Source organism: Rhodanobacter sp. BL-MT-08 (assembly GCF_054161255.1).
On sequence record NZ_CP167872.1, the window covers coordinates 3,018,836 to 3,033,606 of the forward strand.

At 64.0% G+C, this 14,771-nt stretch carries 13 protein-coding genes; 1 reads left to right on the forward strand and 12 read right to left on the reverse strand.

Annotation, left to right across the window (positions count from 1 at the left end; genetic code table 11):
• Positions 1–356 precede the first annotated feature (356 nt).
• The 12 genes from ACDK93_RS13365 to ACDK93_RS13420 all read right to left on the reverse strand — a co-directional run bounded on the left by ACDK93_RS13365 (position 357) and on the right by ACDK93_RS13420 (position 13,199).
• Positions 357–1,613 carry a glutamate-5-semialdehyde dehydrogenase gene (locus ACDK93_RS13365; protein ID WP_458069269.1) on the reverse strand — a complete coding sequence of 419 codons (1,257 nt, stop codon included), beginning with the start codon at positions 1,611–1,613 and terminating at the stop codon, positions 357–359.
• A complete protein-coding gene (gene proB, locus ACDK93_RS13370) occupies positions 1,610–2,758 on the reverse strand; it encodes a glutamate 5-kinase (protein WP_458069271.1) in 1,149 nt (382 codons plus the stop codon). Before proB ends, ACDK93_RS13365 begins: the two co-directional genes overlap by 4 nt.
• A complete protein-coding gene (gene argH / locus ACDK93_RS13375; protein ID WP_458069272.1) occupies positions 2,755–4,050 on the reverse strand; it encodes an argininosuccinate lyase in 1,296 nt (431 codons plus the stop codon). The genes proB and argH overlap by 4 nt, the downstream gene beginning before the upstream one ends.
• The gene (gene proS, locus ACDK93_RS13380) at positions 4,047–5,411 is read right to left on the reverse strand and encodes a proline--tRNA ligase (RefSeq protein WP_458069274.1); all 1,365 of its coding nucleotides are present in this window, start codon (positions 5,409–5,411) and stop codon (positions 4,047–4,049) included. Before proS ends, argH begins: the two co-directional genes overlap by 4 nt.
• Positions 5,412–5,462: 51 nt before the next feature.
• Positions 5,463–6,449, reverse strand: a complete 987-nt coding sequence (gene argC / locus ACDK93_RS13385; RefSeq protein ID WP_458069276.1) for an N-acetyl-gamma-glutamyl-phosphate reductase — start codon at positions 6,447–6,449, stop codon at positions 5,463–5,465.
• A 4-nt stretch (positions 6,450–6,453) separates the two neighbouring features.
• Positions 6,454–7,770, reverse strand: a complete 1,317-nt coding sequence (locus ACDK93_RS13390) for an acetylglutamate kinase (RefSeq protein ID WP_458069277.1) — start codon at positions 7,768–7,770, stop codon at positions 6,454–6,456.
• Entirely contained in the window at positions 7,757–8,896 is a 1,140-nt protein-coding gene (locus ACDK93_RS13395) for an acetylornithine deacetylase (RefSeq protein ID WP_458069278.1), read from the reverse strand. The genes ACDK93_RS13390 and ACDK93_RS13395 overlap by 14 nt, the downstream gene beginning before the upstream one ends.
• A complete protein-coding gene (locus ACDK93_RS13400) occupies positions 8,896–10,104 on the reverse strand; it encodes an argininosuccinate synthase (RefSeq protein ID WP_458069279.1) in 1,209 nt (402 codons plus the stop codon). Before ACDK93_RS13400 ends, ACDK93_RS13395 begins: the two co-directional genes overlap by 1 nt.
• A 37-nt stretch (positions 10,105–10,141) precedes the next feature.
• Positions 10,142–10,615 (reverse strand): OsmC family protein, encoded by a 474-nt coding sequence (locus ACDK93_RS13405; RefSeq protein WP_458069281.1) that lies wholly within the window; start codon positions 10,613–10,615, stop codon positions 10,142–10,144.
• A gap of 8 nt (positions 10,616–10,623) precedes the next feature.
• Positions 10,624–11,250, reverse strand: coding sequence for an FMN-binding negative transcriptional regulator (locus ACDK93_RS13410; protein ID WP_458069283.1), 627 nt, complete (start codon positions 11,248–11,250; stop codon positions 10,624–10,626).
• 4 nt (positions 11,251–11,254) lie between these two features.
• On the reverse strand, positions 11,255–12,262 hold the full coding sequence (locus ACDK93_RS13415) for an N-acetylornithine carbamoyltransferase (protein WP_458069284.1): 1,008 nt from the start codon (positions 12,260–12,262) through the stop codon (positions 11,255–11,257).
• Positions 12,263–12,617: 355 nt separating this feature from the next.
• Positions 12,618–13,199: a glycine zipper 2TM domain-containing protein gene (locus tag ACDK93_RS13420; protein WP_458069286.1), complete on the reverse strand. Its 582-nt coding sequence runs from the start codon at positions 13,197–13,199 to the stop codon at positions 12,618–12,620.
• 179 nt (positions 13,200–13,378) lie between these two features.
• Here ACDK93_RS13420 and cysS point away from each other — a divergent pair, with 179 nt between their 5' ends.
• On the forward strand, positions 13,379–14,749 hold the full coding sequence (cysS, locus tag ACDK93_RS13425; RefSeq protein WP_458069288.1) for a cysteine--tRNA ligase: 1,371 nt from the start codon (positions 13,379–13,381) through the stop codon (positions 14,747–14,749).
• Positions 14,750–14,771 lie beyond the last annotated feature (22 nt).

The following is a 14,771-nucleotide window of genomic DNA, read 5'->3' on the forward strand; positions in this document are numbered from 1 at the left end:
GCTGCACCTTATCCATATGCACCAGCAATAACTTCATCGTTCGATTTAAAAAAGGGCCATAGCGAGTGCCCGCATGCATTTCTGGATATTTTCTGTCGGCCCGCTGTTGGCCGGCGTTGTTGAGTGACAGCACAAACCGCACCGCTCATGAAATATCGGATCGCTGTTCCCCTTCATTAAGCAGCTGTAGCTTGAATCCCACGGTTGCGCGACCCGACCACGGATGCCCAGCAACCCCGGCGCGCGGCGTCATGACTCGTTCGTTTGTCGGTGAGACGAGGCGTCGCAAAGCACGGCTTGTGCCAACACGATGATCTACCGGAATGACGCTCCCGTCCAATCCAACGTGGCGAACTTCAGCCTGCTGGGTGCCTTACTTGCCCGTGTCCACGCACAACGAACCGTTCGACGGTGAGCGACTCGGCTCCCATCGGCCCGTAGGCATGCAGGCGGCTGGTGGAGATGCCGATTTCGGCACCGAGGCCGAGCTGGCCGCCGTCGGAGAAACGCGAGGAGGCGTTGACCATGACGACGGCCGAACGTAGCGCGTGCACGAAGCGATTCGATGCCACCTCGTCGGCGGTGGCAATGACTTCGGTGTGGTCCGAACCGTAGCGCTGGATATGTGCGAGGGCGTCGTCGAGATCGTCGACCACGCGAACGGCGAGGATCAGATCGAGGAACTCGGCGGCGTAGTCGTCATCCGTCGCTGACTTTATACCGGGCACAAGGCGGCAGCTGCGCTCGCAGCCGCGCATTTCTACCTGATGGTCGTGCAAAGCTGCCGCTGCCATGGGCAGGAACTTGTCCGCGATATCTGCGTGCACCAGCAGCGTCTCCAGCGCATTGCACACGCCCGGACGAGTCGTCTTGCCGTCGATCAGCAAGGCCAGCGCGAGTTTCAGATCGGCGGCCCGGTCCACGTAAAGGTGGCATACACCCTTGTAGTGCTTGATCACCGGCACGCGAGCGTGTTCGGCAACAAAGCGAATTAGACCTTCGCCGCCGCGCGGAATCGCCAGGTCCACGATATCGGTGAGCTGCAGAACTTCGACCATCGCCTCGCGACTAAGATCGTCGATCAAGGTCAGCGCCGCCGTCGGCACGTCGTGGGCATGCAGCGCCGCATGCAGTGCGGCAGCAATAGCCAGGTTGGAACGCCGCGCCTCCGAACCGCCGCGCAGGATCACGCCATTGCCTGCGAACAGGCACAGCGCTGCGGCGTCGGCGGTTACGTTGGGGCGCGCCTCGTAGATCATCGCAATCACACCCAGCGGCACGCGCACGCGCTCGATGCTGAGGCCGTTCGGCCGCGTTTCGCGGCGTGTGACCATGCCAACCGGATCGGGCAGTCCGGCGACTTCGCGCAGCGCCACGGCAATGGCCTGCACACGCGGTGCATCGAGCTTCAGGCGATCGAACATCGCACCCTGTACGCCTCTCTCCGCGGCCAGCCGCATGTCCTCGACGTTGGCTTCGAGCACGGCATCCGTTTGGGATTCGAGCGAACTTGCCATAGCGCGCAGCAGTTGCCGCTTGGCGGCGGTATCCAGGGCAGCCACGGATCGGGCCGCGTCACGGCAGGCCAGTGCCTGGTTACGTATCGCACTCATGCTCTGCTCTCCTTCGCGCCGATGGTCGCCATGTCGTCGCGGTGAACCATCTCACCGCCATAGCTGTAGCCGAGCAGCGCGGCAATCTCGCGACTGTGATGCCCTGCCAATCGACGTACTTCGACGGCGGCGTATTGGCTGAGGCCACGCGCAATGGCGCGCTGATCAACGTCCACGATCTCGACGATGTCACCGCGATGGAACTCACCCTCCGCACCCAGCACCCCGCCCGGCAACAGCGAGGCGTGGCCTGCGGCGAGCGCGAGCGCTGCGCCGGCATCCACCACGATGCGCCCGGGTGCGGCCGGCGCATGGCGCAGCCAGTATTTGCGTGCCTGCATGCGGCTGCCAGACGCGTGCACCAGCGTGCCACGCAGCCTGCCCTCGCCCAGCGCCTGCACGGTCGCTGCGTCGCTGCCGCAAAACAACGCCGTGGGAATGCCGGCGGCGGCGGCCTTGGTTGCCGCTTCCAGTTTCGTGCGCATCCCCCCGGTGCCGACGCGACTGCCGCTGCCTCCGGCCATCGCCAAGATGGCCGGAGTGAGTTCGGTAACGTTCGCGATCGGTGTCGCCGCGTGATCGATACGCGGATCGGCGGTATACAACGCATCGACATCCGACGCGATCAGCAGCAGGTCGGCGTCGACCAGCGCGGCCACGATGGCCGCGAGATTGTCGTTGTCGCCGAGCTTCAATTCGTCGACGGCCACGGTGTCGTTCTCGTTGATCACCGGCAGCACGTCGAGCGCCAGCAGTTCGCGCAGCGTGGCACGCGCATTGAGGTAGCGCCGACGGTGACGCAGATCGTCGTGCGTCAGCAGCACCTGCGCCACCGGGCGCATCGAGAGACCTTGCCACAGCGCAATCATCGGGGCCTGCCCCAGCGCCGCCAGCGCCTGCCGCGCGACCAGATCACCGCCGCTAGCCGCGTGCTTGCGCAGCAACGCGCGTCCCGCAGCCACCGCGCCGGAGGAAACCAGCACCACCTGTTTGCCCTGCGCATGGCTGTCCGCGATGAATTGCACCAGCGCCGACGCATGACGCGCGGTGAGGCCGCCGCCATCGGCCGCGAGCAGGTTGCTGCCGACCTTGAGCACCGCGCGGCGCCAGGGCGGCAAGGTCTGCGCGGGCAGCGCGACGCTCATGCGTCCAGCTGCGCCAGCCGTGCAGCGAGTTCATCCAGGCGCAGATCGTGGCCGGCACCGGGCGACGTGCGCGCCGCCAGGCTGGATTCGGGCGTGCGACCTTCGCCGGCATTCGCTGCGGCTTCGGCCGCCGCGCGATATGCATCGCGGAACGGCACGCCGGCCGCAGCCTGCTCGATCGCCACATCCGTGGCGTACATCGCCGGGTCGATCGCCGCGCGCATCGGCGCCTCGTTCCACTGCAGCCGCGCCAGCAGATCGGGCACCAGCGACAGCGCCATCAGGCCGCGTCGGCAGCCGTGAAACAGCGAACCCTTGGAAAACTGCAGATCGCGCTGGTAGCCCGACGGCAGCGACAGCAGCTGCTCGATCTCGGTACGCGCCGCCGCCACGCTCGCGTAACTGGCACGCAACAGCTCCACCACGTCGGGATTGCGCTTGTTCGGCATGATTGAGCTGCCGGTGGTGTACTCCGACGGCAGGCTGATGAAATTGAATTCCGCGGTGGTGAACAGCGACAAATCCCAGGCCAGCCGCCGCAGGTCGAGCAGCGCGCTGGCGATGGCCTCAAGCACGGCCATCTCGAACTTGCCGCGCGACAGCTGCGCGTAGATCGGCGACACCTGCATGCGCGCAAAACCCAGAGCCCGCGTAGTGTGCTCCCGATCCAGCTTGAGGTTGACGCCGTAGCCGGCCGCGGTACCCAGCGGATTGGCATCGACCCATTCGGATGTCTGTTTGGCACGCAGCGCGTTGTCGATAAAGCCTTCGGCAAAGCCGGCGAACCACATACCTGTCGACGAAACCACCGCGCGTTGCAGGTGCGTGTAACCCGGCAGCGGTATTGCCGGTTGCGCAGCGCGGTCGAGGCAGACCTGCGCAATTGCGCGGCAGTACGACTGCAGCGTGGCGAGCTGCTCTTTCAGCCACAGGCGCGTGGCAACCAGGATCTGGTCGTTGCGGCTGCGACCCGTGTGCACGCGACGACCGGCATCGCCGAGTCGTTCGGTGAGGCGCGCCTCGATCGCCGAGTGACCGTCTTCGTAGCGATCGTCCAGCACGAAAGCGCCACTGCGAAAGTCGTCAGCCAAAGCGTCGAGCTCGCGCTTCAGCGACGCGGCTTCATCAGCCGTGACGACGTTGATGTTGGCGAGGCCTTCGACATGGGCCTTGCTGGCGGCGACGTCGTGCAGAAAGAACTCGCGATCGAGCAGGACATCGTCACCGGCGAGAAACGCCATGATGCGTGCATTCGTCGTTACGCCCGCTTTTTGCCACAGAAGATCAGTCATGATCTCGTTTCACCTGAATAATTGCCGGCCAGATTGGCATGCGATGCCGTCAGTAATTTTATGGCTGCCTCGATCGGAAATTCCTGACGCTCACCATTGGCGCGCTGCTTTAGTTCTACCACGCCCGCATCGAGGCCACGCGGACCCACGATGAGTTGCCAGGGCAGCCCGATCAGATCCATCTTGGAAAACTTCGCGCCGGCGCGGTCGTCGGTGTTGTCGTAAAGCACGCTCACGCCCGCTGCCTGGAGCTGTGCGTAGAGCGTTTCGCAGGCTTCATCGGTGCGCGTATCGCCGAACTTCAAGTTGACCAGACCGACATCAAACGGGGCTACCGTTGCAGGCCACACGATGCCCTGCTCGTCATGGCTTGCTTCGATGATGGCACCAATCAGGCGTGATATGCCCACGCCGTAACAGCCTCCGTGAATCGGGCGAGCCACTCCATCCGCGCCGGTTACCGTCGCCTTCATCGGCAGCGAATATTTGGTGCCGAAGTAGAAAATTTGTCCAACTTCGATGCCGCGCGTGTGCACACGATTCGGTGGCGCCACCTCGCGCTCGAAGCGCGCGGGATCATGCACGTCCTCGGTCGCCGCGTAGAGTCGAGTCCATTGATCGATCACCGGCTGCAGATCGCCGGCGTAGTCGACGTCTGAGGCTGGCACCGGCAGATCGAGTACGTCGCGGTCGCAGTAGACGGCCGACTCGCCGGTCTGCGCCAGCACGATGAACTCGTGCGACAGGTCGCCACCGATCGGGCCGGTTTCCGCGCGCATGGGAATCGCCTTCAGGCCCATGCGCGCGAACATGCGCAGGTAGGCGACGAACATCCGCCGATAGGAGCGCTTCGCGCCGGCTTCGTCCAGGTCGAACGAATAGGCATCCTTCATCAGAAATTCGCGTCCGCGCATCAGGCCGAAGCGCGGGCGCTGCTCGTCGCGAAATTTCCACTGCACCTGGTAGAGGTTCAGCGGCAGGCTCCGCCAGGAGCTGACGTGGCTGCGAAAAATATCGGTCACCATTTCCTCGTTGGTCGGCCCATAAAGCAGTTCGCGGTCGTGCCGGTCGGTAATGCGTAGCATTTCCGGACCATAGGCATCGTAGCGACCGCTTTCACGCCATAAATCGGCCAACTGCAGGGTCGGCATCAGCAGCTCGACCGCCCCCGCCCGATCCATTTCCTCGCGCACAATGCGCTCGACGTTGCGCAGCACGCGCAGGCCCAGCGGCAACCACGCATAGATGCCGGCGGCTTCCTGCCGGATCATGCCTGTGCGCAGCATCAGTCGGTGCGAGACGATCTGCGCTTCGGCGGGATCGTTTTTCAAGGTGGGTAATAAATAGCGGGACAAACGCATGGTGGATCTCCGGAAGTGGACATAGGCGACGATGCGAGCGGCTGTGACGCTTCACGGTCGTGCCGTCGCTTCCGGATCGATGCCGGCCAGCTCGGCGCAGCCGATGGGCAGGTTGATGTTCTGCATCGCCTGCGTGGCCGCGCCCTTGAGCAGGTTGTCCAGTGTCGCCACGATCACCACGCGCTTGCCGTCGGCGGACAAGGCAAAGCCGCCGATCTCGGCATGGTGACGATGCGCGATGCGGCTGACCCAGGGCGCCTCGTCGACCACGCTGACCAGCGGCTCGTCGTCGTAGGCATGACGAAAGCGCTGCAGCACGTCCTCGCGCGTCATCTTGCGCGACAGATACAGATTGGTGGTGACGGTAAGCCCGCGAAAATGCGGCGCCACGTGCGGCATGAATTCCACCGGCACGCCGAGATGGCGCGAGGCTTCCTTCTCGTGCATGTGGCCGGTCAGCGCATACGGCATCAGGTTGTCGCGCAGCTTTTCCGGATCGTTCTTGTCCGATGGCGTGGTGCCCGCACCCGAATAGCCCGATACACCAAAGCACACCGGCGGCGCGGCGAGCAGATCTTTCAGCGGCGCGATGGAAAGCTGCATGGCGGTCGCATAGCAACCGGGGTTGCTGATGCGCGTCTGACCGCGCCACTTGTCGCGGGTGAGTTCGGGCAGGCCGTAATACCAGCGCTCGTCGAAGCGGTAGTCGGCCGACAGATCCAGCATCAGCGTCTGCGGATGCGCGGCCTCGATCGCCTCCACGTACGGGGCCGCCTTGCCGTTGGGCAAGGCCAGGATCACCACATCGGCTGCCTGCGCCGCCACCGCCGACGCATCCAGACTGGCATAGCGCAGCCCACCGATATAGCCGTCCACATGGTCGGCGACGCGCTGGCCGTCGAGCTCTCGCGAGGACACGAACGTCAGCTCGAGCGAGGGATGCGCCGCGATCAAGCGGATCAGCTCGACGCCGGTGTGACCGCGTGCACCGACGATGCCGATGGATTTTTTTTGTGCCACGTTGCTCGACAAAGTCATGGCGTCAGTCCAGCAGCGTCGGCTGCCGCGTGGCGCAATGTGCGACGCAGCGGGCGATGGTGTCGAAGTCGGGCAGGCCATACCAGAACACTTTCCAGCGCGGCTGCTTGAGGCTGCCGTCGGACTCGGCGTAATAGAAATGGTTGACCACATTGCCATGGCGCGAGCGCCAGAATAGCTGCGGGTTTTCCTCGCGCATCACCTGCCACACCGCGCGGCCGAGGCCTTCGCCCTGCGCGTCGTCGAGCACGGCGAACTTGTCCAGATAGGGCAGGCCTTCTTCATCGGTGAGAATCATCGCGGCGCGATAGTTTTCACTGAGATAAATGCGCCGCGGCTTGGTGCGTTCGAAATAATCATCCACCAGCGTGCGGCCGAAGCTCGACTCGATCAGCACGCGCATGCGCGCCAGATCGATGCCTTCCCACGAGTTGAACGTCAGCACCCGCTCGCCGCGCCGCACCAGGGTGCCCGAGCCTTTGTGCGTAAACAGCTCCTTGGCCAGCTCGGCCGGCCGCGTGATCGAGACAGATGAGGTCAGCGGCAGATCGTTCAGCAGATCGGCGATCTGCTCGATCTTCACCCGCATACCGCCGTTGATCCACGGCTGCGCCATCAGATGATCGAACTCGGTGCTGAGGTTGATCGAATCGATCACCGTGCCCTTGTCATCGAGCAGGCCGCCCGTGCCGGTAAGAAACACGATCTTGTACGGCTGCAGCACGCGCACCAGTTCGTTGGCGGCGAAGTCGGCGTTGATATTGAGGATCTGGCCCTGCTCGGTTTCGCCCAGGCTGGCGATGACCGGAATGGAACCGGCGCGCAGGCTGGCCTCGATCGGCGCAAGATTGATGCTCTGCACCTTGCCCACCAGGCCGTACACGTCCTGATCGAGATAGGTCGAGGTGAACACGCCTGACGGTACTGACGTGGCGCGCGTATCCATCGACTGTAGCGCTTCGACCAGGCGCAGGTTCTGTTGCTGGAAAACCTTGCGCACGATCGCCAGCGCCTGTGGCGAGGTCACACGCAGGCCGTTGACGGTCTGCTTCTCGATGCCTGCCGCAGACAGCTCCTCATCGAGCTGCGGGCCGGCACCGTGCAGCACGATCGGCGTCAGGCCGACCTGCTGCAGAAAGGTCAGCGACGACGTCAGCTCGGGCAGCTCGTCGCGCAGCACGGCGCCGCCGACCTTGACCACGGCAAAGCGCTTCGCATCGAGCTGCGAAAAGCGCTTTAGGTATTGCTGGATTTCCTTCGCGCTGCCCATGCTTTCCAGCAGGCGCACGATGGTCTGGCGGGTGTTTTTATGTTCGTGCACGATTGATGATCCGATCGATGGTTTCTGCGTAGTGCTGCAACTGGGCCAGCGTTACCCATTCGTCGGCGGTGTGCGCCTGCGCGATGTCGCCGGGGCCATAGACGAAGGCGGTGTAGCCCGCGGCGGAAAACAGCGCGGCCTCGGTCCAGAAATCCACGGCGTTGCCGACGGGAATCTCCAGCTCGTCGGCCAGGTCGCGCGCCGCGAGGCGATTGGATTCCGCATTCGCGGTGTCGCCGGCCGGCAGTGAGGCACCGCGGAAGGTCTCCTCGAATTCGGTCGGCTGCGGTTCCACCAGCGTACGGAATTGACGCAGCAGCTGATCCGGATTCATCGTCGGCAGCGGCCGAAATCCGAAGCGCACGTCGGCCGACGGCGCGATCATGTTCGCCTTGATGCCGCCTTCGACGCGGCCGATATTGAAGCGCAGTCCGGTGAGTCCGCCAAAGCGCTCGTGCGCCTGCGCCGCCACGAAATCGAGCGCGGCATCGCCCCAGCGCATCACCTGATGCAGAGCGCTGTCGCTGGCCTTCTGCTCACCCGACGCATGGCCGGCGTGACCGGCAAAGCGCATCAGCACCGAATGGATGCCCCGATGCGTCAGCGCGGCCTCGCCCTTGGTTGGCTCGGCTACGATGATCGCCTCGTAGGGATGCGATTCGCTGAGGAAGCCGGCTATGCAGCGCGCATCGTTGGCCTCTTCGTCGGTGGAAAACAGCATCGCCATGTCGCCGTCGCCGGCGTTCGCCACCGCGATCAACGCCGCCGCCGCGCCCTTGATATCGCAGGCGCCCAGTCCGATCGCCCGGGTTTCGGTGAGGCGCAGCGTGTGCGGATCGGCCGTCCAGTTCGGCGAATCGGGCACGGTGTCCAGATGCACGTTGAACAGCACTTTCGGCGTACCCCGTACTGCATGCAGCGTTACCGCACCGGCGCCGTAATCGGTCAGGGTCAGCGTGAAGCCCGGCAGCTGCGCGCGCAGATAATCGAACAAACCATCCGTGCCGATGGCCCGCGGTGGATTGCGCGTATCGAACGCGACCAAGGTTTTGAGATGACTCAGGGTCGCCCGCAGCAGCTCGCTACCGTGTTCCCCGTTCCCTGTTCCCTGTTCCCGGTGGCCCATCAGCGGTTGATCTCCGCCCACAGCGTGCTGCTCATGCCGAACAGCTTGATAAAGCCCTCGGCCTCGGCCACGCCCCAGTCGGCCGACTGGGCGTAGACGGCACCCTTCGCGTTGAGGATATGCGGCGACCGCACTTCGACGGCAGTGACCTGCGCACCGTAGGTTTCCAGCACTACTTCGCCGTTGACGCAGCTCTGGCTGGAGGCGAGGAACGCTTCGAGATCGGTTTTCAGCGGATCGTGATAGAAACCCTCGTACACCAGTTCGACCCATTTGCGCGCCACTTCGGGCTTGAAGCGATTCTGCTGCTTGGTCAGCACGGCCTCTTCCAGCGCGCGATGCGCGGTCAGCAGCGAGACGATGCCCGGCGCCTCGTACAAGATGCGTCCCTTGAGGCCGATCGTGGTGTCGCCGGTATACATGCCGCGACCCACGCCATAGGCGGCAAACAGCTCGTTGAGCTTGACCAACAACTTGTCGCCGGCCATTTTCTGGCTATCGATCGACACCGCTTCGCCCTTCTCGAAGCCCAGCGTCACGCTGAGTTTTTCGGACGGCCATTCGCTGCGCGGCTTGCACCAGCCGCGCGCTCCGTCGCCCGGCGTTTTCCAGTGGTCGATCTCGCCACCGGACATGGTCACGCCCAGCACGTTCTCGTTGATCGTGTAGCTCTTCTGCTTGGCGCGCACTTCGAAGCCGCGCTCCTCCAAATACGCCTGCTCGTAGGCGCGGGTCTGCGTGTGCTCTTTCTGGATTTCGCGAATCGGCGCGACGATCTCGTAATCACCGAGCGACTTGACCGCCAGATCGAAGCGCACCTGGTCGTTGCCCATGCCGGTGCAGCCGTGCGCGATTACCTTGGTGCCCAGCTCGCCAGCGCGCTTCAACGCCGCTTCCACGATCAGGTAGCGGTCGGATACCAGCAGCGGATACTGGCCCTGATAGCCTTCGCCAGCCCACACGAACGGCTTGACGAAGCCCTGCCAGATCGCCGGGCCGCCGTCGACCGTGAGATGCGAGGCCACGCCCAGCTCGGCGGCGCGCTGCTCGATAAAGGCGCGCTCTTCCGCATCGACGCCGCCGGTATCGGCAAACACGGTGTGCACGGCCCAGCCGCGCTCCTGCAGATACGGCACGCAGAAGCTGGTATCGAGGCCGCCGGAAAAGGCGAGGACGATGTCTTTTTTGGAGGCGCTGGCTTGGCTCATGAGATACGAATCCTTGAGAGGAAATGAAGTGTGGGGTTCAGGCGGTTTCGACCACGATGCATAGCTCGCAGTGCACCGGAAAATTGACGGAGCTGGCAATAAAGCAGGCGTGATGCGCGTCGGCATGCAGCGCTGCGGCTTTCGCCGCGTCGCTGGTCGCGCTGATGGTCACCGTGGGACGCAGCACCACTTCGACGAAGCGGCCGCCGCCGGCCTCGGTTTCCATCATGCCTTCGGCGACATCGCTATACGCCGTCACCACCACCTTGGCGGTCGCTGCCAGATGTAGATACGCCAGCATGTGGCACGAAGAAAGGGCCGCGACCAGCATATCTTCCGGGTTGTGGCGCGAGGCATCGCCGCGAAACGCGACATCGGATGAACCGGCCAGCGCGGGCTTGCCCGACACGCGAATCTCGTGGCTGCGCTCATAGCCGCGGTAGCTTTCGGTACCGCTACCGAGATTGCCAGTCCAGTCGACGTCCACGCGATAGCGATGTTGATGTGGCATGACGTGACTCATGATCTGGTCTCGTTCGTTTCGACCATCAGCTGCGCCAGCTCGACATCACCATCGGCGTCGCGCTGGCGCAGGCCGTCGACGACGCCCGCCTGATTGCGCGCCGGATGATTCTGGCTCAGCTTGAACTTGCCTTCGATGCGCTTGATCGTTACCGCGATGCCGACGATTGCCTTCAGCGATTTTTCGATATGGTCGGCCGGCGCATCGGCGACACGCCACGGCGACGACTGGCCGGCTTCGTGGTGATCGGTGAGCACGTCCAGCAGCGTGCGCTTCCACGCCGCATCGTCGATTACCCGCAGGCGCCCGTGCACGTGCACGACGGCGTAATTCCAGGTCGGCACTTCGCGGCCGGTCTCGTGTTTGCTCGGATACCAGTTCGGGCTGATGTAGCCGTCCGGCCCCTGAAAGATCAGCAGCACCTCGGCGCCATCCATGGTTGCCAGCTCGTTGCCGCGCGCCACGTGGCCGTGCAACAGCGCATCGCCAATCACTTCAAACGGCAGGTGATTGGCGACAAACCCATTCACGCCGTTCGCCACCACGGTGGCAAACGGATACGCGCGCATCAGGTCCTGCAGGACGTCGATGCGCGATTCGCGAAAGGAGGCTGGCGTGTACATGGAATCAGCGCTGACCGATCAGCGACGCCATCACCGCTTTCTGCACGTGCAGGCGGTTTTCGGCTTCGTCGATGGCGATGCAGGCCGGCGAGTCCATCACCTCGTCCGTGGCCTTGATGTTACGGCGCAGCGGCAGGCAGTGGCTGAAGAGTCCGTTGTTGGTAAGCGCCATCTTGGCCGAGTCGACGATGAAGTGCTTGCTCGCTTCGCGCACCGGTTTTTCCTTGTCCCACTGGCCGAAATACGGCAGCGCGCCCCAGCTCTTGGCGTAGACCACGTCGGCGCCGCGGTAAGCTTCCTCGATGTTGTGGCTGACCTTCAGCGAGCCGCCGTTCTGATCGGCGTTTAGACGGCCATATTCCATATAGAGTTCGTCCAGCACGTAGTCCGGCGTCGGGCATAGCAGGGTCACGTCCATGCCGAGCTTGGTCGCGATCAGCAGCGCGGAGTTGGCCACGGCGGTATTCAGCGGTTTGGGGTGATAGGTCCAGGTCAGCACGTACTTCTTGTTCTGCAGATCGCCAAGATGCTCCTTCAGCGCCAGCGCATGAGCCAGTTCCTGGCAAGGATGGGTAATCGTCTCCATGTTGATCACCGGTACCGTGGCGTACTGCGCGAACGCCTTGATCACGCGGTCCTGCCGGTCGACCGCCCAGTCCTGGAATGTGGGAAACGCTCGCACGGCGATCAGGTCGACGTAACGCGACAGCACCCGCGCCACTTCGGCAATGTGCTCCTCCGTATCGCCATCCATCACCGAGCCTACTTCGAACTCGATCGGCCACGCGTCCTTGCCTGGCGACAGCACGATCGCGTGGCCACCCAGATGGAAGGCACCGAGCTCGAAGCTGGTGCGCGTGCGCATCGAGGGATTGAAGAACAGCAGCGCAATCGACTTGCCGGCCAGCTGTTGGCCACGCGGCGAGCACTTGAACTCCGCGGCTTGCGCCAGCAAGGCATCGATCTCGGCGCGGCTGTAATCCTGGGTGGTGATGAAATGTCGAATCGTCATGAGTGGCAGCTCTTGGTGATTAACCGATGGAACGGCGTGATGGATCCCAAACCTAAAAACAAAAAACCCGGCACATGGCCGGGTTTTATCGTCGATACACATGAAACGCGTGCGACAGCCTACCCGGCCGAATGTCGATATAACGGTCGGCGCGCACGCGACGTCATCCCAGCAGCCATGCGGGCGCTAGTCAGGACATTGGCGGTATAGACGGCTGCGGACATGGAGATTCCAGCGGGTGAGTTCACATCATGGCGAGAATTTCGCTGCCGTGCAACAGAAAATTCGGCGTCCCAAACGAGGAACGCCGCCCGAAGGCGGCGATCCAGTGAAACGAGGCTGACCGGCCAGGCTATCAATCGGCCGGCTGCACCTGTACTCGAACGCGCAGGCGCTCGCCCGGGTCATAGTTCAGACGCGAGGTGTAAACCTCACCGCGGTAGCGATACTCGACGTCATAGCCGATGATCCGGCGCTGATCGCTGACCGTGTTTACCTGCTGGCAGTTGGTCTGGTTGGTGGTGTAATCGCCGCCGTGATCCGACACGTGATTGCCCACCGCGCCGCCGACGACGGCTCCGCCCACCGTTGCTGCAACCCGGCCATCACCCTTGCCGATCGTGTGGCCGAGCACGCCACCGACGACAGCGCCAAGCACGGTGCCGACGCCGCTGTTGCCCGGGTCGTGCTGAACCACCTGCTGGTTATAGCACTGCTGCTGCGGTACGGTGGTGCGAACGATGCCCTGCACCGGATCGGCGCGCAGCACGTCGGCCCAGCCGAAGTGCGCATTGTCATCGGGGCCGGGGCCGGGACCTGCCGGACCGGGCGCGCCCGGAGGCGGCGGGGGTGGCTGGTCGGAATAACGCACGTCCTGCGCGTGGATGCTGGTGGCCACAAGGGCCAGCGCCAGCGTGGAAAGCCATAACCTGGTCATTGCGACCTCCAATCTCGGGACGTGGAGCGCGAGGTGTGCTCCCTGCTCTCATTGCATCAAGTTCACGCTGAATACAGGCTTAGAATTAACGGTACGCAACCGTTCCACTTACATCTTGTTAAGATGCTGGGCTAAGTTTGCCTGCTCAGCACGACGCCTCCGTTGCGGATTTTTCGCCCATGCCGATTTCGCTCTACAACAGCCTGACGCGCCGCACGGAGCTTTTCGCACCGCTCGATCCCCAGCGCGTGACGATGTATCTGTGCGGCCCTACGGTCTACAACTACGTACATATCGGCAACGCGCGCGGTCCGGTTGTGTTCGACGTGCTGGCGCGCCTGCTGCGCCGGCACTATCCGAATGTCGTTTACGCTCGCAACATCACCGACGTCGAGGACAAGATCAACGCTGCCGCGCAGCGCGAGGGCGCGCCGATCAGCACGATCACCGATCGCTACACCCGCGCCTACCACGAGGACATGGCCGGCTTGGGCATCGTTCCGCCGGATCTGGAGCCGCACGCGACCGCGCATATCGGCGAGATCATCGCGATGAACAAGGCGCTGATCGCCAACGGCCACGCCTACGCCGCCGAAGGCCATGTGCTGTTCGACGTCGACTCCTATCCAGCCTATGGCGCTTTATCCGGCCGCGACACCGAGGAACTGATCGCCGGCGCGCGCGTGGAGATCGCGCCGTACAAAAAGAATCCCGCCGATTTCGTGCTGTGGAAGCCCTCCACGCCGGATCTCGCGGGCTGGGACAGCCCCTGGGGCCGAGGTCGCCCCGGCTGGCATATCGAATGCTCGGCGATGTGCGCCGCCCAGCTCGGCGAGACGATCGACATCCACGCCGGCGGCGTCGACCTGCTGTTTCCGCATCACGAAAACGAAATCGCCCAGTCGACCAGCGCGCACGGCGGCAAGACGTTTGCGCGCTGGTGGATGCACAACGGCATGCTGACCTTCGACGGCCGCAAGATGTCCAAGTCGCTGGGAAACGTGCTGCTGGTGCACGAACTGCTCAAGCTGCATCCGCCCGAGGCGCTGCGCCTGCTGTTGTTGCGCGGGCACTACCGCCAGCCGCTGGACTGGTCGGAAAGCGCCATCCAGCAGGCGATCAGCACGCTGGATGGCTGGTATCGCGTGCTGCGTGATCTAGCGCCTATCGAGATTCCCACTGGCGACCTGCCGGTGCCCGAGCGCATCGAAGCGGCGCTCTGCGACGACCTCAACACGCCGCAGGCGCTGGCCGAGCTGTCGCAGCTGGCCGATCGGGCGCGGCACAGCGGCAGCAGCGAGGCCAAGGCCGCCCTGCTCGGCGGCGGCGCCCTGCTCGGGTTGCTGCAGCAAGACCCCGAGGCATGGCTCAAGCGCGGCGAGAACGAGGTAGACGCCGCACGCGTCGATGATCTGCTGGAGCAGCGTCGTGCCGCGCGCGCTGCCCGTGACTTTGCCCGCGCCGATGCCATCCGCGACGAGCTGACGGCGATGGGTATCGTGATCGAAGATGGCGCGCAGGGCACGCGCTGGAGCGTGCTGAAAAGCTGAGGCATTCGGACACGCCCCGGAT

Excerpts from the sequence above, each read along its gene's own strand:
- ACDK93_RS13400 (WP_458069279.1), bottom strand. The coding sequence starts at position 10,104 with ATGAGCCAAGCCAGCGCCTCCAAAAAAGACATCGTCCTCGCCTTTTCC.
- ACDK93_RS13365 (WP_458069269.1), bottom strand. The coding sequence starts at position 1,613 with ATGAGTGCGATACGTAACCAGGCACTGGCCTGCCGTGACGCGGCCCGA.
- argC (WP_458069276.1), bottom strand. The coding sequence starts at position 6,449 with ATGACTTTGTCGAGCAACGTGGCACAAAAAAAATCCATCGGCATCGTC.
- proB (WP_458069271.1), bottom strand. The coding sequence starts at position 2,758 with ATGAGCGTCGCGCTGCCCGCGCAGACCTTGCCGCCCTGGCGCCGCGCG.
- ACDK93_RS13415 (WP_458069284.1), bottom strand. The coding sequence starts at position 12,262 with ATGACGATTCGACATTTCATCACCACCCAGGATTACAGCCGCGCCGAG.
- ACDK93_RS13395 (WP_458069278.1), bottom strand. The coding sequence starts at position 8,896 with ATGGGCCACCGGGAACAGGGAACAGGGAACGGGGAACACGGTAGCGAG.
- proS (WP_458069274.1), bottom strand. The coding sequence starts at position 5,411 with ATGCGTTTGTCCCGCTATTTATTACCCACCTTGAAAAACGATCCCGCC.
- ACDK93_RS13405 (WP_458069281.1), bottom strand. The coding sequence starts at position 10,615 with ATGCCACATCAACATCGCTATCGCGTGGACGTCGACTGGACTGGCAAT.
- ACDK93_RS13410 (WP_458069283.1), bottom strand. The coding sequence starts at position 11,250 with ATGTACACGCCAGCCTCCTTTCGCGAATCGCGCATCGACGTCCTGCAG.
- argH (WP_458069272.1), bottom strand. The coding sequence starts at position 4,050 with ATGACTGATCTTCTGTGGCAAAAAGCGGGCGTAACGACGAATGCACGC.
- cysS (WP_458069288.1), top strand. The coding sequence starts at position 13,379 with ATGCCGATTTCGCTCTACAACAGCCTGACGCGCCGCACGGAGCTTTTC.
- ACDK93_RS13420 (WP_458069286.1), bottom strand. The coding sequence starts at position 13,199 with ATGACCAGGTTATGGCTTTCCACGCTGGCGCTGGCCCTTGTGGCCACC.